Origin of the sequence: Geojedonia litorea (assembly GCF_042654525.1) — a bacterium.
GTDB classification, from domain to species: Bacteria; Bacteroidota; Bacteroidia; order Flavobacteriales; family Flavobacteriaceae; genus Geojedonia; species Geojedonia litorea.
Window position 1 is genome coordinate 40883 of sequence record NZ_JBHSGP010000024.1, and the last position, 21666, is coordinate 62548.

At 34.9% G+C, this 21666-nt stretch carries 12 protein-coding genes; all 12 read left to right on the forward strand.

Annotated elements, in window-relative coordinates:
* The first annotated feature begins 14 nt into the window (after positions 1 to 14).
* A complete protein-coding gene (locus ACFO5O_RS15080; protein WP_387965283.1) occupies positions 15 to 1742 on the forward strand; it encodes a RagB/SusD family nutrient uptake outer membrane protein in 1728 nt (575 codons plus the stop codon).
* A 40-nt stretch (positions 1743 to 1782) separates the two neighbouring features.
* Entirely contained in the window at positions 1783 to 2949 is a 1167-nt protein-coding gene (locus ACFO5O_RS15085) for a DUF5627 domain-containing protein (RefSeq protein ID WP_387965285.1), read from the forward strand.
* A gap of 310 nt (positions 2950 to 3259) precedes the next feature.
* Entirely contained in the window at positions 3260 to 4648 is a 1389-nt protein-coding gene (locus ACFO5O_RS15090; RefSeq protein WP_387965287.1) for a 3-keto-disaccharide hydrolase, read from the forward strand.
* Positions 4649 to 4651: 3 nt separating this feature from the next.
* Positions 4652 to 5995, forward strand: coding sequence for a Gfo/Idh/MocA family protein (locus tag ACFO5O_RS15095; protein WP_387965289.1), 1344 nt, complete (start codon positions 4652 to 4654; stop codon positions 5993 to 5995).
* Positions 5996 to 5998: 3 nt separating this feature from the next.
* A complete protein-coding gene (locus ACFO5O_RS15100) occupies positions 5999 to 7192 on the forward strand; it encodes a Gfo/Idh/MocA family protein (protein WP_387965291.1) in 1194 nt (397 codons plus the stop codon).
* A 186-nt stretch (positions 7193 to 7378) separates the two neighbouring features.
* Positions 7379 to 10912: a sulfatase-like hydrolase/transferase gene (locus ACFO5O_RS15105; protein WP_387965293.1), complete on the forward strand. Its 3534-nt coding sequence runs from the start codon at positions 7379 to 7381 to the stop codon at positions 10910 to 10912.
* Between the two features lie 86 nt (positions 10913 to 10998).
* Positions 10999 to 11928 carry a BNR-4 repeat-containing protein gene (locus ACFO5O_RS15110; RefSeq protein ID WP_387965295.1) on the forward strand — a complete coding sequence of 310 codons (930 nt, stop codon included), beginning with the start codon at positions 10999 to 11001 and terminating at the stop codon, positions 11926 to 11928.
* Positions 11929 to 12013: 85 nt separating this feature from the next.
* Positions 12014 to 13363: a family 43 glycosylhydrolase gene (locus ACFO5O_RS15115; RefSeq protein ID WP_387965297.1), complete on the forward strand. Its 1350-nt coding sequence runs from the start codon at positions 12014 to 12016 to the stop codon at positions 13361 to 13363.
* Positions 13363 to 15627, forward strand: coding sequence for a glycoside hydrolase family 3 N-terminal domain-containing protein (locus ACFO5O_RS15120; protein ID WP_387965299.1), 2265 nt, complete (start codon positions 13363 to 13365; stop codon positions 15625 to 15627). The genes ACFO5O_RS15115 and ACFO5O_RS15120 overlap by 1 nt, the downstream gene beginning before the upstream one ends.
* Positions 15628 to 15633: 6 nt before the next feature.
* Complete coding sequence (locus tag ACFO5O_RS15125) at positions 15634 to 16761, forward strand: glycoside hydrolase family 88/105 protein (RefSeq protein ID WP_387965300.1); 1128 nt, start codon at positions 15634 to 15636, stop codon at positions 16759 to 16761.
* 71 nt (positions 16762 to 16832) lie between these two features.
* Entirely contained in the window at positions 16833 to 18581 is a 1749-nt protein-coding gene (locus ACFO5O_RS15130) for a sulfatase family protein (RefSeq protein ID WP_387965302.1), read from the forward strand.
* A gap of 251 nt (positions 18582 to 18832) precedes the next feature.
* Positions 18833 to 21666: carbohydrate-binding protein (locus ACFO5O_RS15135; protein ID WP_387965303.1), on the forward strand; the 2834-nt coding region annotated here is incomplete at its 3' end.

Sequence of the window (21666 nt, forward strand, 5' to 3'; positions counted from 1 at the left end):
TTAAGATAAATAAAATGAAAAATTTAATAAAATATATATTAATTGTGTTAGTGTTTTCTGGGATGATTGCCTGTGATATCCTCGAACCTTTTGATGAAAACAGGTTAGATTTTGATGAAGTTAGCACGAATCCAAATTTAGCAGAAGGCATATTATTAAATGGATATTCGGGCTTGGTTGATCAATATTCATTTTCTGAAGCGGCTACTGATGATGCTGTTAATAATAATTTGAATAATAATTACAAGCGAATGGCTCTTGGCGAGTTAAGCGCACAATTTAATCCTGCATCCCGTTGGAATAGTTTTGAACGTGTATTCTGGGTAAACCGTTTTCTAGAAATTATTGACGCAAGAGAAATAAAATGGAGCAGAGATACATTAACCAATAAAATGTTTTACATGCGTTTGGAGGGTGAAGCATTGGCGTTACGAGGATTGCATCATTTTTATGCGCTACAAGCACATGCAGGTATTGGTACTTCTGGCGAATTATTAGGTATTCCTTATTTTACTGAATTTATTGAACCTGATGGTAACTTTAATGTACCCCGTTTATCATTTGAAGCTTCTGTTCAGGCTATTATGGCAGATTTTGATAAGGCACTTACTTTATTGCCAACTGATTATGGATTAAGTCAGGGACAGGTAGATGATTGGTATTCAGATTTGGAAGATTTTGATTATGTTAAATACCAAGTGGTAAATGATAATTTTTTTAATTTACGTATTTCAGGAAGAATTGTAAAAGCACTTAAAGCACGCTTGGCGCTTTTTGCGGCTAGTCCTTCTTTTTTAAATAATCAAGGCTATTATAATTTGGCAGCAAATAATGCAGCTGAAATTTTAAATACTATTGGAGGCGTTGCTGGTTTAGATCCAAATGGTCTTGAGTTTTATGCATCAGATGATAAATTAGTGAGTAGCGAAATGCTTTGGCGTAGTTCTTTAGGAAGTAATTCTTCTAATTATGAAAAAAGAATGTTTCCGCCTTCAGTGAATGGAAATGGGGAGATTAATCCAACACATAACTTTGTAATGGCATTCCCAATGCAAAACGGAAATCCTGCAACTGAGGCTAATGGTTTTGACCCTCAAAATCCTTATGCCAATAGAGACCCTAGGTTAGAAAAATTTGTTGTTCTTAATGGGGCTTCTTTTGGAGGTGGAACTATTAATACTGGTGTAGGTGGAGGAAATGATAGGTTAGATTCTATTCCTCAGCAATCTACAACTACTGGCTATTACCTTAAAAAATTATTACGTCCAGATGTTAGAATCAATAATGATGGAACTGCTACAGGTAAGATACATGTTGATGTGTATTTTAGATATACTGAATTGTTTTTAATATTTGCCGAGGCAGCCAATGAAATTGGTGGTCCAGACCATCAGGTTGGTGGTATTACCGCTCGTGACGTGATTGCAGCTATACGTAATAGAGCAGGAATTGCACAACCAGATAACTACTTAGCATCTATTACAACTATGGAGGAGATGAGAGAGCTTATTAGAAATGAACGTCGCATAGAACTAAGTTTTGAAGGACACAGGTTCTGGGATCTTAGAAGATGGGGACTATCTTTAAATGAAACGGCTAAAGGTTACTTTTTTGACGGAAGTAATTATGTTGAGTTACCGTCTGTTGAAATTAGAAATTATCAACCATTTGCTACTTATATGCCAATTCCAAATAATGAAATTGTGAAGTTTTCTGAACTTGAACAAAATAATGGCTGGTAAGATTATTATGTACTTTAAAACAATTAAAAAAGGATTAGATATGAAAATAAAATTTTTAATAATATTAGCACTTGCCTTTAGTTTAATGGCTTGCTCTAATCAGCCAAATGAATTTGACGACTTTGGCTCAACTTCAGTATATTTTCCATTTCAAACTCCTGTAAGGACATTAATTTTAGGGAAATATGATTTAGGATTTAATGACAATGATAATAATGGTCGGTTTGAAATCGGTGTTACCATGTCCGGAGTTTATGAAAACAATAAAAACAGACTGGTATATTTTGAACTCGCTCCAGAATTGATAGACGCTACGTTATTAGGTGTAGACTCGGTAAATGTACAGATATTGCCTTCTTCATATTACACCATCGAACAAGCAAGTCCGGTAACTATTCCTATTGGTTCTATTAAAGGGCGAATTCCAGTACAGCTTAACGATGCCTTTTTTGATGATCCATTATCATTTGCGGAGTTTGGTGAGGTACATTATGTAATTCCTTTAAGAATTACAGATTATGAAGAATTAGATTCACTTTTAACCGGTGTCCCAGCTGAAGGTGTTACAAATCCTACTAAAATTAAAGCAGATGATTGGCAAACACAACCAAAGGACTATACACTTTTTGGCATCAAGTATATGAATAAATATCAAGGTATATATTTAAGACGCGGTGAGGATAAAGCTGTAGGATCTAACCAATCGGTTACGGTTTATGCTAATGGAAATCCAACAGAAACAACCACAGAGAGCATTGAAGGTTCCACAGTTTATAGATCTGAGTTTGTTGAAGGTGATGAATTACTTCCACTATCAACTGCAGGAAGGAATACTGCGACTACTACTATTAATATTAGAAGACCAGGTATTGCTACTAATAGTACATTGTCTTTACTATTGACATTTAACGATAATGAAGATATTACTGTTGCTAATGCTGACCCAAATAGCACTGTTACTGTAACGGGCTCAGGAAAGTTTGTAGAAGATGGAGATGAATGGGGAGGAAAAAGTAGAGACGTAATTTACTTAGATTATCAATATCGAGAACTTGAAGTTGAAGTCTCTGAGGTACGCTTTTTTGGTACATTAGTTTCAACAACAACATCAACATTTGATTTATTGCATACAGTTAAAGATACTTTAGTAATAAGAGATAGAGACGTAAAATTCGAAGAGTTTACATTAGAGTTAAGAACACCTTAGTTTCTTTTCATAATAAACTTGAAACTAAAAAAATAGCGAGGATTAAATCCTCGCTATTTTTTTTAATTTAACAAAGATATTTTGCCATTTTAATCCTCCATAAGGATTTAAGAGGTAGAACAACAGGATTTAATATGAAAAATATTGATTTCAGGATAGAACAGGATGGGTCCCAGTTAAAAATTCTGTATTTATGTTGAAGAATTAAAATAAAATTTAGTAATTGTTTGAGTTAGTCAATTCTCTCCGTCATAGGTGTAAATTATTTTATGGTGGAGAGATTTATTTATAACTTTTAAAAATAATTAAAATGAGAGTATTTAAATTAAGCTTATTATTTTTAGTTGTCCTTCTAATTACGGGTAATATGTATTCGTGCAAAGAAGAAAAGCAAGAAATCCCTTGGGTAATTTTAATTTCCCAAAATTCCCTTGAAGGATGGAATATAAAAGGAGGAGAAGCTTCTTATAAAAATGAAAATGGTGTTATTATTGGCACAACCGCGGCCAATACACCCAATACGTTTTTAACAACAAATGAAATGTATAGCGATTTTATTTTTGAAATAGAATTTAAGGTAGATTCAATCATGAATTCGGGAATCCAAATTAGAAGTAATAGCTATCCATATTATCAAAACGGAAGGGTGCATGGATATCAAGTAGAAATAGATCCATCAAAACGCTCATGGAGCGGTGGAATCTATGACGAAGGTAGACGTAAATGGTTATACACCTTGGAGAATAACCCTGAAGCCCAAAAAGCTTTTAAGCAAAATGAATGGAATCATTATCGCGTTGAAGCCATTGCTGATACTTTAAAAACTTGGATAAATGGTATTCCAGCTGCATATTTGATTGATGATAAAACAGCTAGTGGGTTTATTGGACTACAAGTACACTCTATAGGCAATGATTCTGAAAAACTGGGTAAACAAGTGATGTGGAAAAACGCCAAAATTTTAACAGATAATCTTTCTAAATATTCTACAAAATCCTCTTTAGAACCGGTTTTTACTAAAAATAATCTTACGGTTAACGAGAAAAACTCTGGATGGCAAATGCTCTGGGATGGGAAATCCACCGTTGGATGGCGCGGTGCTAAGTTAGATACATTTCCAGATAAAGGTTGGGTAATTGAAAATGGAGAACTTATTGTTTTGTCTTCTGGAGGAGCAGAATCTGCTGCAGGAGGAGATATTGTTACTTTAAATGATTATAGTGATTTTGAATTACAAGTGGATTTTAAATTAACACCCGGTGCAAATAGTGGTATAAAGTATTATGTAGATACCGAAATAAACAAAGGTCCTGGCTCATCTATTGGCTTGGAATATCAAATTTTGGATGATGCGCTTCATCCGGACGCTAAGTTAGGTTCTCATGAAGGAAGTAGAACAGTATGTTCATTGTACGATTTAATTCAGGCTGACCCGAGTAAACCCATTAAACCTATTGGTGAATGGAATACGGCATATATAAAATCTATTGATAACCATGTTGAGCATTGGGTAAACGATGTAAAAGTATTGGAATATGAAAGAGGTAGTAAAGAGTTTTTAAAATTGGTTTCGGTAAGTAAATATGCAAAATGGCCTAATTTTGGTTTGTTGGAAAAAGGCCAAATTCTGTTACAAGATCATGGCGATAAAGTGGCATTTAGAAACATTAAAATTAAAGTTCCAGAAATAAAGAATTAAAACATGCGAAATAATCGAAGAGATTTTATAAAGAAGGCAACTTTGGCAGGGACAGCTTTAACAGTTGGAAGCTCTGCCATGGCAATGACCGCCAAAAGTTATAACAGCATTATAGGGTCTAATGAAAGACTAAACGTTGCTATTGCTGGTTTAGGAAGACGAATGGGGGCTTTTACACAACCCATAGCCATAAAACAAAGCAATGCGAAGCTAGTCTATTTATGTGATGTTATGGAAAGCCAGCGTTTAAAAGGCCTAAAAACGTTTAGAGAACATATTGATTATAACCCAACTTTAGAGAATGATATTAGAAAAGTTTTGGACGATAAAAATGTAGATCTGTTGATTAATGCCACTCCAGACCATTGGCATACACCGGGTTCTATTATGGCTATGAAAGCAGGTAAGCATGTTTATGTAGAGAAACCATGTAGCCATAATATGTACGAAAATGAACAATTGGTAAAAGCATCCAAGCATTTTAACAAAGTGGTACAAATGGGAAATCAGCAACGTTCGTCTGGTCATACCATTGAAATTATTAATGAAATTCATAAGGGAATAATTGGAAATCCATACAAGGCCGTTGCTTTTTATAACAACGGACGTGGTAAAGTGCCATTACAAAAAAATACAGCTATTCCTGAAGGATTAGATTGGGATTTATGGCAAGGTCCAGCACCTAGACGAGCTTATACTTCTGAAACTTGGGATTATAATTGGCATTGGTATGGTTGGGAATATGGCACTGCCGAAGCAGGTAATAATGGAACACATGAGTTAGATGTGGCGCGATGGGCATTACAAGTTGATTTTCCGCAACATGTTTATGTTGAAGCAGAAAAACGTCACTTTTTAGATGATGGTTGGGAAATGTATGATGATATGGAGGCTACATTTAAATTTGCTAATAATAAAGTAATTAAATGGGATGGTAAATCTAGAAATAGTTATAGTACCTATGGTACTGGACGAGGTACTGTTATTTACGGTACTGAAGGATCTGTATTTGTAGATAGAGGTAAGTATATGTTATATGACCGTAACGGGAAATTAGTAAAAGAATATAATTCAGCATCAAATGAAGCAGGAACTGCTTTAGGTGGTGGCGGAGATACTTCAACAAAACATGTTCAAAACCTTTTTGATACCATTAGAGGCAAAACTAAATTAACTGCACCTATAGATGATGCCAGTAAAAGTATGGCTATGGTGCATTATGCGAATATTGCTTATCGAATTAATGATGGTTTTGATATAAACGATAAAACGGGTATGATGTACAATCGAGAGGCCATGAAATTATGGTCAAGGACGTATGAACCAGGTTGGGAACCTAAAATATAAATTTTGAAAAGACGCTCATTTATTAAAAAAACAACTGCAGCTACTGTGGGTATTGCTAGTTCTGCATATTTATATGGCAATGTAATGTCTAATATTAATGCTAATAATACTATAAATATTGGTGTTATCGGTACAGGAGATCGTGGAGGTGGACTAACAACAATTTTAAATTCTATTAAAAATGTGAATGTTGTAGCATCCTGCGATGTTTTGTCATTCCGGTTAAAAGAAGGCTTGGCTAAAGCTAATTCTAACCCTATTGGCTACTCAGATTATCGACAACTTTTAGATAACAAAAATATTGATGCTGTAATAGTAGCAACACCATTTAATACACATTCAAAAATTGCTATAGATGCTCTTGATGCAGGGAAACATGTGTATTGTGAAAAAACTTTAGCCAAAGGATATACTGATATTCAGGATTTAGTACATAAAACCAACGATTCTAAATTAATATTTCAAACAGGACATCAATACCATAGTTCGAGGCTTTATACAGCTGTAGTTGATTTAATAAAAGAAGGAAAAGTAGGTAAAATTACTGCTTTTGAGTGCCAGTGGAATCGTCATGGCAATTGGAGAAGACCTGTCCCAGATCCTAAATTTGAAAAGGCTATAAATTGGAGAATGTATAAGGAGTTTTCTGGAGGGCTTACTGCGGAGTTGTGTTCACATCAAATCGATTTTGTAAACTGGGTACTTAATGAAACTCCAAATCAAGTCATGGGTGTTGGAGGTATTGATTATTGGAAAGATGGTAGAGAAACATATGACAATGTTCATTTGGTATATAGTTATCCAAATGGAGTCAAAGCAAAATTTACATGTTTAACAAGCAACGCTAAAGATGGTTACCAAATAAAAGTATTAGGAGATAAGGGTACTATCATAATCGATACAAAAAATGCTTGGTTTTACCCTGAAGGACAAAGAAATAAGATTATTGCCGATGTAGATGGTGTTAGTGGCGCCACATCAGGTTGGGATTCAGAAAAAGGATATCCCATAGATGTTGAACATTTAGACCCTAGTAAACAAGCCCTTTTAGATTTTAAGGAATCTATTTTAAATAACAAAAATCCAGAATCGAATATAAAAACAGGAGCCAAAGTAGCTATTTGTGTTCAAATGGGTTTGGACGCTATGTATAATAACAAAATAATTGATTGGAATTCGAATTGGAGTTTTAGATAATTAATTCATTTATTAAATTTTTAGAATATTAATCTTCGTCTTAAATAAAATTTTGTCGAAGATTTTTTAATTTAAGAATCTTTTAAACTATTTCAGGACAGAGCAGGATAGAACTGCTAGGGTTAAACGGTAGTTTTATATTTTACAATTAATTTTTTTTTATAATTCTCTTTTAAATAAAAAAGTATGCAAGTGCAAAAAGTCAGCTATTTATTCATCTTAATTTCAACCATCTGTGGTTTTAATATATCAAATGCTCAACAGAAGAGTAATGAAGATAAACCAAATATCATATTCATCCTTACTGATGATCAACGTTTTGATGCCATTGGGTATGCAGGTAATAAATATGTAGAAACACCTCAAATGGATGATTTGGCAAAATCTGGCACCTATTTTAATACAGCCATTGTTACCACACCTATATGCGCTGCAAGTAGAGCGAGTATATTAACAGGCTTGCATGAAAGAGCACATAATTTTAATTTTCAAACAGGAAATGTGAGAGACGAATATATGCAGAATTCATATCCAACTGTTTTAAAAAACAATGGCTATTACACCGGTTTTTATGGTAAATATGGCGTACGTTATGACGACTTGGATAAACAGTTTGATGAATATGAAGATTACGATAGGAATAACAGATATAATGATAGGAGAGGATATTACTATAAAACTATTGATAATGACACGGTACATTTAACCCGTTACACTGGGCAACAAGCTATTAATTTTATTGATAAAAATGCTACAAATAATAAACCTTTTTGCCTTTCATTAAGCTTTAGTGCCCCTCATGCACATGATAGTGCACCAGAACAATATTTTTGGCAGGCTGAAACAGACAATTTACTTGAAGACACAACCATTCCGGGTCCTGAATTAGGGGATGATAAATATTTTAATGCACAACCTAAAATTGTAAGAGACGGATTTAACTGGCTACGTTGGACATGGCGTTACGATACTCCAGAAAAGTACCAACATAGCTTAAAAGGGTATTACCGTATGATTTCTGGAATAGATCTAGAAATTGCAAAAATTCGAAAAAAATTAGAAGAAAAAGGCATAGAAAAAAATACGGTTATCATCATAATGGGTGATAATGGATATTTTTTAGGTGAACGTAAATTAGCAGGAAAATGGCTGATGTATGACAATTCTATTCGCGTGCCGTTGATTATATATGATCCACGAGTGAACTCACATCAAGATGTTGATGAAATGGTATTAAATATTGATGTACCATCAACAATTACAGATTTAGCTGGTGTAAATGCACCAGATACATGGCAAGGAAAGAGCTTGCTACCCATTGTTAAAAAAGAAACCAATACCATTGCAAGAGATACCATTTTAATAGAACACATATGGGATTTTAGCGAAATCCCTCCGAGTGAAGGTGTTCGAACTGAAGAATGGAAATATTTTAGATATGTAAATGATAAATCTCTTGAAGAGCTTTACAACCTTAAAAAAGACCCGAAAGAGATTAACAATTTAATAGGAAAGAAAAAATATAAAGCAGTAGCCGATAAGCTTCGAGCAAAACTTGATGAGTTAATTAAGAAAAACAGTAACGAGTATAGAGCGGCACCAAAAGATTTAACGGTTGAGTTAATTAGAGAACCCAGTACGGATGTTAAAATATTCGATTTAAAACCAGAATTTGGCTGGACAGTGCCTTTAGGCGCTAAATATCAAGGAGCTTACCAAATATTAGTAGCTTCCAACCAGAAAAACATCAACAATAATAACGGCGATGTTTGGGATAGCGGTCAAGTACGATCTTTAGAGTCAACAAATGTAGAGTATAATGGCAGTCTACTTGAAATAGGAAAAACTTACTACTGGAAAGTAAGAATTTGGGATGAAGAAAATCGTTTAGTAGATTATTCAGAGCCTCAAAAGTTTACCACAGGTAAAAGTGATAGTTATATTATTTCAACTGAAAACAAATTTGTAGTTACGAAAGTAGCACCGGTAAAATTTGAAAAACGAAATAACTTCATTTTTATAGATTTCGGCAAAGCAGCTTTTGCTACTATGGATTTTACCTATAATGCAAAATCGCCACATACCTTAACAATTAGAATTGGGGAAATGTTAGACGAAAAAGGTAATGTTAACAGAACTCCACCTGCAAAAAGCAACATTCGTTATCAGGAAATAAAAGTTGATGTTAAACCTGGGCAAACAAAGTATCAAATAAAAGTTCAGGAAGATGAGAGAAATACAAGAGCTAATAAAGCCATTCCTTTACCAGATGGATTTCCACCATTGGTGCCATTTCGATATGCCGAAATAGAAGGCGCTCAAGAATCAATTTCAGCAGAAAACGTTGAACAACTAGCATTTCATACCTATTGGGATGATAATGCCAGTAGTTTTAAAAGTAATAACGATGTTTTAAATCAGGTTTGGGATTTATGTAAATATTCCATAAAAGCAACAACGTTTAATGGGTTATATGTTGATGGAGATAGAGAACGTATTCCTTACGAAGCAGATGCATACTTGAATCAATTAAGTCATTATACTACGGATAGAGAATTTGCCATGGCGAGAAGAACTATCGAGTATTTTATGAAAAATCCAACATGGCCTACCGAATGGCAACAACATGTGGCTTTATTGATTTATGCCGATTATATGTATACTGGAAATACAGAACTTATTGAAAGGTATTATGAGCCATTAAAACATAAAACACTTTTTGAACTATCAAATGACGAAGGATTAATTACTTCTACAAAAGTAGATGACGAATTCATGAAAAAGTTAGGTTTCCCTGAAGGTTATAAAAAACCATTAACAGATATTGTGGATTGGCCATCTGCCAATTTTAACGGCAGTAAAACAAAAGGAGAGCGAGACGGATTTGTGTTCCAACCTTACAGCACTGTAATTAATTCGTTTTTCTACGAAAACATGAAAATTATGGCGGAGTTTGCTCAAATTTTAGGCAAAACACAGGAGGTATTAGACTTTGAATTGAGAGCGGCAAAAGTTAAAAAGGTGGTTAACGAACAAATGTTCGATAAAGAACGAGGTATTTACATAGACGGTATTGGAACAGATCATGCGTCTTTACATGCTAATATGATGCCGTTGGCATTTGGGTTAGTTCCAGAAGAGCATTATCAAACGGTTGTGGATTTTGTAAAATCACGAGGAATGGCTTGCAGTGTTTATGGAGCTCAATTTTTAATGGATGGGTTGTACAATGCAGGTGAAGCAGATTATGCTTTAGAGCTACTTGCTAGCAAAGCTGAAAGAAGTTGGTATAATATGATACGTTCAGGTTCAACCATAACTTTAGAAGCTTGGGATTTAAAATTCAAGAACAATTTAGATTGGAATCATGCTTGGGGTGCTGTACCTGCTAATGTAATACCAAGAGGATTATGGGGTATAAAACCTAAAACACCTGGTTTTGGCGTGGCAACTATTCAACCTCAAATGGGTAAATTAAAATCTAGTGAAATAAAAGTTCCAACGGTGAGAGGTCCAATTATTGGAAAATATACATACAACGGAGCTAGACTTCAAACTTATGAGATAGAAATTCCAGGAAATATGGTAGCAGAGTTTTCTTTAAAAGATATAGACGGAAAAGACTTAATCCATAATGGAAATAAAATTCCACCTGCTTTCGATTCGGTTAGATTATCTCCAGGTAAACATGTTATTCAGTTAAAAATAAATTCATTTTAAAATTAGTAACTATAAAAAAGCCAGCAGAATCACTATTTGTACTGGCTTTTTTATAAGTAATGAAAGCTATCAAAATATAAAAAAATATGAAAAAGAATCAGTTGGTATTATTTGTTTTGATAGTTTTTGTGTCAATCACGATAACAGCGCAAAAAGAGCTCGACGTTGTATTAGATAGCTCAACAAAAGTGACACCTGATGGAGAAGGAGGATTGTATTTTGCAGGAACAAAAGATGTAAATTATAGGTTCTCGCAAAGAATAACACCGCATGGGGACTGTATTGATGTTGTTAACGGGTATGCTTTTATTACTTGGTATAAAGGGGGCATGGATACAAGAAATTTAATGCTCTCCAGAAAAAATTTAAACATACCAAACTCCCCATGGGTTACCATTCAATTTCCGCACAAACATGTTGGACAAGGCGGTGAACTTCTTAATGGTACAGGTATACGTGGTGATTCTCATAATACAGCGGCTATTGGTGTTAGTACGATAGATGATACGATTCATATCATTTATGATATGCATGCTTATAGTTCAGCATCTTTACCTAATGATTTTTTTAATTATTCAGTATCGCTTAAGAATAAAGCTTTCGTACCAGATAATGAATTCACATTGGCTATTTTTAATTATTTAAAATCTGGAGGCGATTACGAGCGTATGACCTACCCCATGATTCATAGAGCTGACGATGGAAGTTTGATTGCCAGATATAGACAAGGCGGTTCTGGTAATGGTGATATACTTTTAGCACATTATGATGGTAGCGTTTGGAGTAATAACTGGTTATTTCATGAAGGTACGCTCGCATTACCGAATAGAAACAATATGTATGGTGGTGAGCGCTTTTTAAACGGTAAGTTTTATTCTGGTTTTTCAATAAGATACTCTACTAACAATGATGCCAATACTAGTAATGGTTATCTGTTAAATAGTGGACTATATTATGCGTATACTAACGGAATTCCCGCAAATGCATACACACCATGGTTCGATTCTTTCAGTTAGTGGAGGAGGTATGGTCGAATTAGGAATACCACCTTCAGATATGGATAAAGATTGGGCGATTTTAATTATTAAAGAGAATTAAGTTATGATTAGACTATATAAGTGTATAATAAAAGCATGTCTGTTTTTAAATGGCTTTTTATTATTTGCTCAAAATCCAATCGTACCAAACCAAGGACTAAACGATCCACATATTCACATATTTAATGACACGGCATACGTGTATGCATCTCATGATAAATCTATAGAAAACAAAGAATTCATCATGGAAGATTGGTGGGTATGGTCGTCTCCTGATTTAGTGAATTGGACAAAACGCAGTGTGCTAAATCCAAAAAACACATACATAGGTAATAACTTTTCGAGTTGTTGGGCTACCGATGCAGCATATAGAGAAGGTAAATACTATTTTTACTTTTCAGAGGGTAATGAACAAACAGGTGTAGTTGTAGGTGATTCTCCAATTGGCCCTTGGGAAGATGTTTTGGGTGGACCACTGTTGTCTTCAGAATTAACACCAACGCATGAATATGATATGGCCGTTTTTAAAGATAATGGAGAACATTATATAATTTTTGGTGTTTGGGATTACTATATAGCCGAGTTGAATAATGACATGGTAAGTTTAGCTGAAAAACCTAAAAAAATTATTATTAATAATCCGCGCGGACCTTATAATCCTGATGGTAATAATAAAAAAATGCCAACAGATGATAAACCATTCATGCATAAATACAATGGAAAATATTATTTGTCATGGGGTTGTTTTTATGCCATGTCTGATAATTTGTATGGTCCTTATGATTATAAAGATTCTGTGATAAAAGAAGAGAGTTTTGATGAAGGCTATGATGCACCAACATGGCCAAATGGATTTTTACAAGGGCGTCACGGGTCGTTTTTTGAGTGGCACAACCAATGGTATTATATCTATTGTGATATCAGTCAAACAGGAAATCGATATTTTAGAGATAGTTTCATAAGTTATATTCACTACAAAGAAAATGGTGAAATGGCTACTATTAGAGTTGACGGTGTTGGTGTCGGGAACTATGATGCCAACTCTAGTATTGAAGCTGAAGATTATTTTAAATCCGATAACATCGTAAAAGTTGAAAATACTAAAGGCGGGTTTTCAATAGAACCGACCGAAGGCATAAGTTACGTTGTATATCCTAATATCAAGAATTTAATGCATTCATCCACTTTGGAATTAGAAGTTATCGCTAATCAAGCAATACAAATAGAGGTTAGAGAAAATGATGCCCAAGGTATGTTATTATTTACTTGTGATGTGCCTAAAAATGAAATCTACTCATTTCAAAAAAGAAGTTTTGACGCCAAAATCCTTAAAAATAATCAATCACTATGCTTTGTTTTTAAAGGTATAAAACCCGAGTCTTTCAAATTAAACAGATTTAAATTTAAAAACTAATGAAGAAAATATTTTTTTTAGCAGTACTAATAATTTTTGCGTCATTTAAAACTAATGATTCAAGTTCAAAGGATTATAAGGATTCATCTTTATCTATTGATGAACGTGTGGAGGCTTTATTGCCTAAATTATCGCTTGAAGAAAAAGTGGCACAAATGCGTATTTTTCATGCCAATATTGGAGTAGAGCATGATGAGAACGGAAAACTAAAACTTTCAGATCGAGTAGTGGAAAAATTGAAGTTAGGAATTGCAGGAATAAAAAATCCAGGAGAGCATATCGATGCGGTGTCTGCGGCGAAATTAAATAACGAACTTCAAAAGTATATCATAGAAAACAACCGTTGGGGTATTCCAGCTTTATTTGTTACAGAATCATACAATGGCGTAGATGCAGAAGGCTGTACCAAGTTTGGTCGTCCAATGACTTCGGCAGCATCATTCAATCCAGAATTGGTGAGAAGACAATGGGATGTTGTAGGTAGAGAAGCAAGATTAAGAGGGATGCATATGTGTCATTCACCTGAAGCCGATATTGTTCGCGATCCACGTTTTGGACGAATGAGTGAGGCTTTTGGAGAAGATACGTATTTAACAACACAAATGGTTAAAAATGCAATAATTGGTGTTCAAGGAGATTACGAAGGCTTAGGTAAGGGCACACACATTGGTGCTGTTGCAAAACATTTTGCAGGATATGGACAGGTTTTAGGTGGTTCAAATTTTGCTGCTATTGAGATTTCTGAAAGAACATTAATAGATGAAATTTATCCACCATTTGAAGTGGCCGTAAAAGAAGCTAAAGCATTAGGTATTATGGCATCACATGGCGATTTAAATGGAATTGCGAGTCATGGAAATCCTGAATTGCTAACGGGAGTACTTCGCGATCAATGGGGATTTGAAGGTTATGTGGTTTCAGATTCAAATGATATTGCACGATTATTCTATTTTATGAAAGTTGCTGAGTCTCCTGAAGCTGCAGCTCAAATGGGTTTAGAAGCAGGAATAGATATCGATTTATATGCTGAAGACTCGTATGCTTACCTACCGGAAATGGTGAGGAAAAATCCTGAGTTAGAAAAGTTAATCGACCGTTCTGTAAGACGTGTGTTAAGAACAAAATTTATTTTAGGATTGTTTGATAACCCTTACATCGATATTGAAGAAGTTAAAAAAGGTGTACGTATTCAGTCTTCGTTAGAATTGGCCAAAGAATCAGATTTAGAGTCTATAATTTTATTAAAAAATGAAAAAAGCATATTGCCCTTGTCAAAAGATAAATCATTAAAAGTAGCCTTGTTAGGTCCTCTATTAAAAGAAAACACAAAAGAAATGTTCGAGTCTGTTGCGGGTTCAAATGTAAAATTCATTGCCGAAAAAGGATTTCAATTAACGAATCAAAAAGGTGGTGCACCAGAACTTTTAGACAGAGATCCAAAAGCCATAGCAAGTTTGGTAAATAAAGCAAGGTCTTCAGATGTTTCAATACTATTTTTGGGAGGTGACGAGTACACTGCAAAAGAAGCTTATTTTAGTAATAGTACCTTAGGTGATAGAGCAACTATTGACCCTGTTGGCCCTCAAGACGAACTCGTTGAAAAAATTAAAGCTTTAGGTAAACCAGTAATTGTGGTTTTAAAGCACAGAAGAACCTTATCTATTAATGTTATAGCAGAACAAGCCAATGCTATTTTAGATACTTGGGATTTAAGTGAGTTTGGAGATCAGTCTACGGCAAGAATCATATTTGGTGAGGTGTCGCCTTCTGGTAAATCACCGGTTACTATTCCTAGATCCATTGGTCAAATACCATTTCATTATAGTATGAAAGAAATTAATTATAAAAAAGAGTATTTATTTTTAGCTAAGGGCCCACTTTATCCTTTTGGATACGGATTAAGTTATGCCGATTTTGAATATTCAAACATTGCAATTTCGAATACTGAATTGACTCCTGATACAGAATTGGAAGTTAGTGTAAAAGTAACTAACATTGGCAATGTAAAAGCTAAAGAAGTGATTCAAATGTATATTAAAGATGAAATTGGTTCTGTAACTAGACCTGATAAAGAATTAAAAGGTTTTAAGAAAATTGAATTAGGTGCAGGAGAAAGTAAAACGGTTTCATTTAAAATAACACCTAAAATGTTGGAATTTACGGGACTTAAAATGAAAAAAGTTTTAGAAGCTGGTGATTATAAAGTTAAAATAGGAACCTCTTCACAAGAGTATTTAGAAACAACATTCAAACTAAAAAAATAAAACGTAATGAATAAGATGATTTTATCGCTTGTAGCAATTGTAATATTTTTCAATTGTTCAACAGCCCAAAAAGTAGCTGAATCTCAAAATATAGATAAAGCTAAAGTGAAAGCATCTATGATAAAGGCTTTAGAGTGGCAAGAAGCACACCCCATTATCGCTATAGCACCAACCGATTGGACTAACGGCGCATACTATACTGGTGTTGCAAGGGCACATAAAACCACAAAAGATATGATGTATATGGCGGCCTTAAAAAATCAAGCCTATTGGAATAACTGGCAGACTTTTGATAGAATGCATCACGCTGATGATGTAGCCATTTCATATAGCTATCTATATATTGATATAAATGAAGGTAGAAAAAACTTTGTGGATTTAGAGCCAACTAAAAAGTTTTTAGATGCGCACTTGTATGAAGATGACGACTGGAAAGCCGGAACAGATAAATCCAAATACGGAAGAACCATCTTATGGTGGTGGTGTGATGCCTTGTTTATGGCACCTCCCGTACTAAACTTATACGCAAAACACACTAATCAACCTAAGTATTTAGACGACATGCATAAGTTTTATATGGAAACCTATAATCAATTATATGATAAAGAAGAACGTTTGTTTGCAAGAGATATGCGTTTTGTTTGGACTGGCTCCGAAGATGATAGCAAAGAACCAAATGGCAAGAAAGTATTTTGGTCTAGAGGAAATGGTTGGGTTATTGCTGGTTTAGCGTTGATTTTGGATGATATGCCAGAAGATTACAAACACCGCCCGTTTTACGAAAAACTGTATAAAGAAATGGCTGCTAAAATACTAGCTATTCAGCCAGAAGACGGTTTATGGAGAACAAGTTTACTTTCTCCAGAATCGTACGATCATGGTGAAGTGAGTGGTAGCGGTTTTCATACCTTCGCTTTAGCTTGGGGAATAAACAATGGCTTAGTGGAAAAAAAACATACACCAGCAGTCGTTAAAGCTTGGAACGCTCTAGCAGCTTGTCAACATGAAGATGGTCGTGTAGGTTGGGTTCAAAATATAGGAGCTTTCCCCGAACCTGCATCATTTGATAGTTGGCAAAATTTTGGAACAGGCGCATTTTTATTGGCAGGAAGCGAAATTTTAAAATTAAAATAAATACGTAAACAACGTAAAAAGAAAGGATATTTATTTAATTATTATCCTTTATTATTATAAAAAACTATAACATGAAGTTTCTCCAATTTTTACTCATTGTATGCATTAGTTTTGTTGGATGTCAATCAAAAGTTAAATCAAAGGTAAAAACTTCAAAAGATGCTATTTTAGAACTACCTGATCGTCCTAATATTTTATGGCTGGTAACCGAGGATATGGGCGCATATATTCCACCTTTTGGAGATTCTACAGTCGCCACTCCTAATTTAAGCAGATTAGCAAGGGAAGGTGTTGTTTATTCAAACCTATACTCAACTTCAGGGGTATGTGCACCTAGTAGAGCGGCTATTGCCACAGGCTTGTATCCGTCAAGTTTTGGTGCAAATCATATGCGTGTTAATTCATATACGAAAGAAAGAGGATTGCCGGCTTATGAAGCTGTTCCTCCTTCCGAGGTTAAAATGATAAGCGAATGGATGCGTCGCGCAGGGTATTATTGTACTAATAATTACAAAACCGATTACCAGTTTAGGGAGCCAGTTACGGCTTGGGATGAGAATAGTCCGTATGCACATTGGAGAAACAGAAAAGAGAACCAACCTTTCTTTGCTGTCTTTAATTTTACCGAAACTCATGAATCAGGATTATTTGAACCTTATGGATTTCGAGAAATTGAAACCAGACTTTATCATGCAGGAGATAAAACATACAAATGGAAAAACTTTGGTGAATCTCATGCCAATAATAGAATGTCTGAAGAGGAAACGCCCATACATCTTCCTAAAGGCACTAAATTTAATATTCCTCCATATTTACCAGATACAGAAAAAACTCGTCGGGATATGTGGAAATTGTATAATAATATAGCCGAAATGGATAAACAAGTGGGTGCTGTTTTAAAGCAACTTGAAGATGATGGCTTATTGGAAAATACAATTATCTTTTTTTACGGCGACCATGGCGGGCCATTGCCAAGAGAAAAACGGCTGATTTACGATTCAGGATTAAATACACCCATGATTATCCGTTTCCCCAAAAAATTACAGGCAGGAACAAAGGATGATCAACTTATAAGTTTTGTGGATTTTGCACCAACCTTATTGTCACTAATAAGCGAAGAACCCAAGCCATACATGCAAGGTCAAGCATTCATTGGACCATTTAAAGCACAAGAGCGCGATTATATTCATGCTGCAGCAGATCGATTTGATGCAGAAACCGATGTTATAAGGGCAGTAAGAGATAAGCAATTTAAATACATTAGAAACTACAGACCAGAACAAGGCTATTATTTACCTATTGAATATAGAGAACGCATTCCAACAATGCGGGAATTATTGAGGTTGAAAGACATGGGGAAACTTAATGAATTTCAGATGCAATGGTTTAGGGAAAACAAACCTAAAGAAGAATTATTTGATTGCTCGGCTGATCCTTTTGAATTAAATAATCTTGCCAACAATCCTAATTACCAAGATAAACTCAAAGAGATGAATATGGAAATGGATAAATGGCTTAAAACTATTGGAGATAACCCTGAATTACCAGAAAGCGCGCTTATTGAAATACTATGGAATGGAAATGACACTCAACCCGTAACTTCAGCACCAATAATTACTACTAAAAATGGAAAAGTTACTATAAGTTGTGATACCGATGGCGCTTCAATAGGATATAGAATTAATACTAATCAGGCAAAACCTTTAAAAGTGTGGGAAGTCTATCAAGAACCTTTTAAATTACCTGAAAATTCTAAACTAGAAGTTCAAGCCCATAGAATAGGGTTTAAACCAAGTAATACAGCAGTATTACTTAATTAAATTTGAAATAGAATTTTTTGATGATCAGTAGAGTTTTTAGGTTTAATTAGATTTAAACTATTCGAATATTATTTTTAAATATTTAACATCAAGCCGCTCTATTAGAATGGAATAGAGGCTTTTTTGTTGCACTTAATCAAGAAAAAAAAGTTGATTTATTACTTTTAATTCAATAGCATTAATATGTAAATTGTTTACAGGATAGTACATGACACGTTAGTTAATCGTTGTTTGTATTTTTGAAGAAAAATATGGATAAGTGCACACTTATAAAAGATAAATCTTTAGCGATTTTGCTAACTCTGTCTAGTCTACTTTTTATAAATTTAAAAATAGCTGCACAGGACTATCCATTTACACTTCCAGATAACATAACGGTTTCCTTAAATGTAAACACTGGTAATATTCAACCATTTAACAATAAAATTATAGGTTACAACATACAAGGTTTCGATACACAACTTCAAAAAGATTTTATCAACCTCGTAGACCCAGTTACCATACGTTTTCCTCATGGAGTCTGGGCCAATTTTTACAAATGGCAAACGGATGGATACCAAGATGATGCTTATGATAACAGAGATCATGAAGAAGCGCTACAAACTTTTGTGTGCTGTGTAACAGGAGATATCGATGGTATAGCGGAATTGAACACCCAAAAAAAGAACAGAACTGGTGGGCAAGGTTATGACATGATGTGGACTTACAGTATTAATTTTGATGATGGCGCAAGCAGTGTAGCTAGGGCGCAAAAAGATATTGGTTTAGGTCTAGAAGTTAAAGCTATAGAATTAGGAAACGAACATTTTTGGCTAGGGCAACGTTCATTGAGAACAGAAACTCCAGAAATGTATTTAGCAGCTGCTTCCGAGGTTTCAAGTGCGCTTAAAGCCGAATTTCCAGATATAAAACTGTCTTTGCCATTAAGTTGGAGAAGAAGCCATGAAACCTATAACAATACCATAAAGGGTGATGGTAGTTTTTTTGACGCTATTACCATTCATAAATATTTAGGTGCAGATCCGGATGTTCCTGGTGAAAGCAATAACGCTTACAGTTCTTTGTTAACGGCGAAACTTGAATTGGCAGAAGATGTTAACTGGGTGAGGAACTTTGCACCTGGAAAACCTGTTTGGCTAACCGAATGGGGAGTCTCTGCGGGCGATAATGTCCATGCAGGCGCTTGTTTAGGGATGGCAGATGTATATTTATTTATGGCTGAAAATCCTGATATTTATGAAAGAGCCAATTGGTTTAGTTTTAACAGGGTTTTAAATGCCATGGTTGTGGTTGGTGATGACAGAGAACCCGTTTACCCACTTCAAAAACGAGGATATTTGTCTACCTATGAGATTATTCAAGATGTGTTCAGAGATGCTAATGTAATGGATGGTGAGGTTACCTCTTCCGCGCAACTAACGGTTTCAAGAGGTTCGGTAAATGCTGTTAATGCTAAGGCTGCAACTAATGAATATGGTGAAACAAAGGTGGTTGCGGTAAATTTGACCGATAAGCCTGTAACTTTTGAGTTGAAATTTGATAATGTGATTTATACAAAAAGCTTTAAACATGAAGCTCTGGTATTTGATAATCTTGGTGTTGTTGAACCTATGGATTATTTTTCAAATCCATTACAAACTATAAAAGAGGGTAGTGGTACAATAACGCTGCCACCATTATCAGTTAGTAAAATTTCAGAAATATATTTTGACGAAAGTATTCATCTGATATCAGGAACTATTGAGGCCGAAGATTATAAAAATGGAGGAGAGGGAATAGGATATTCTGACACCACTATAGACAATACGTTTAGTCCAGGAGTGGATACAGATGGTGTGGATGTTGGTACAGATAATGGAATTACCTTCGTTGGTGACACCCAAAATGGAGAGTGGTTAAAATACGACGTTAATGTTTTACAAACCGACGATTACGATTTTGAGTTTGTTTATGCTTCACCAGTTTCTGATGCCTCTGTTAGCATTGAGATAGATGATGTTGTTATTTTCGATAATTTTTCATTACCACAAACAGCCAGTGTTACCGATTTTCAAAACGCTACTAGGTTAACAATTCCTTTGACCAAAGGGTTACATGAACTTAAAATAAATGTACAAAACGGAGGCTTTAGTTTGGATAAAGTTAATGTACAAGCTGTTTATCCCATAAACCCTCCAGCTTTTGTTACACCAAACAATTTAGACAACATTGACCCGGGACAGGATATTCTGGTTGAAGCTTCTACAACTTTGGCATCCGAAAACCTTGCAAGTTTAGCACTTTATATTGATGATGTTTTGGTGCGAAGTGTTGCAACAGCTCCATTTACTTGGGGAAATCCTGGACAAAACGATGTGCTTCTTGAGAATATTGCCCAAGGCACCTACGAGTTAAAACTCGTTTTAACAGATGATAGAAGTAGAACGAAAGAAAACACGATTACTGTAACAAGTACTAGTTATCCAACAAGACCGTTTTCAGGAACGCCACACGTGGTCCCAGGAATTGTACAAACAGAAGACTATGATTTGGGAGGTTCGGGATTAGCATTTTCTGATACTACTGTGGGTAATTCTGGCGGGGCATATCGTACAGATGTAGGAGATGACGTTGATATTGCTGAAGACGGAACTGGATTTGTGATAACGGGTTTAGCAGGGAATGAGTTTACGAGGTACACCATAAACGTTACAGAAAGTGGGCGTTATGTAATGTTGGTTAGTTATGCAACGTTTTCTGATACTTCAAAGCCTTTTGCTGCATACTTGCTGCCCAGGGATTTATCGTCTTCGCAATTGTTATTTTCAGCTCCCAGCGGTTCAACAACATCTGGTATTAGAAAAATTACAGATGGCGGCACATTTCAGGACTACACTTCGGATGAATTTGATTTAGAAAATGGTATTTGGGTTTTAGAATTAAAAATACCAAGTGGTGGTGCAGGTCCAAAATATGATCATGTTACTTTAACGAAAGTTGGTTCACTTGGTACCGATGATTTTGAATTGAATAAACCAAGACTGGTAGTTTATCCAATTCCAAGTTCAAACGGTAAATTCAACTTAAGTTTACACACGAAATGGGA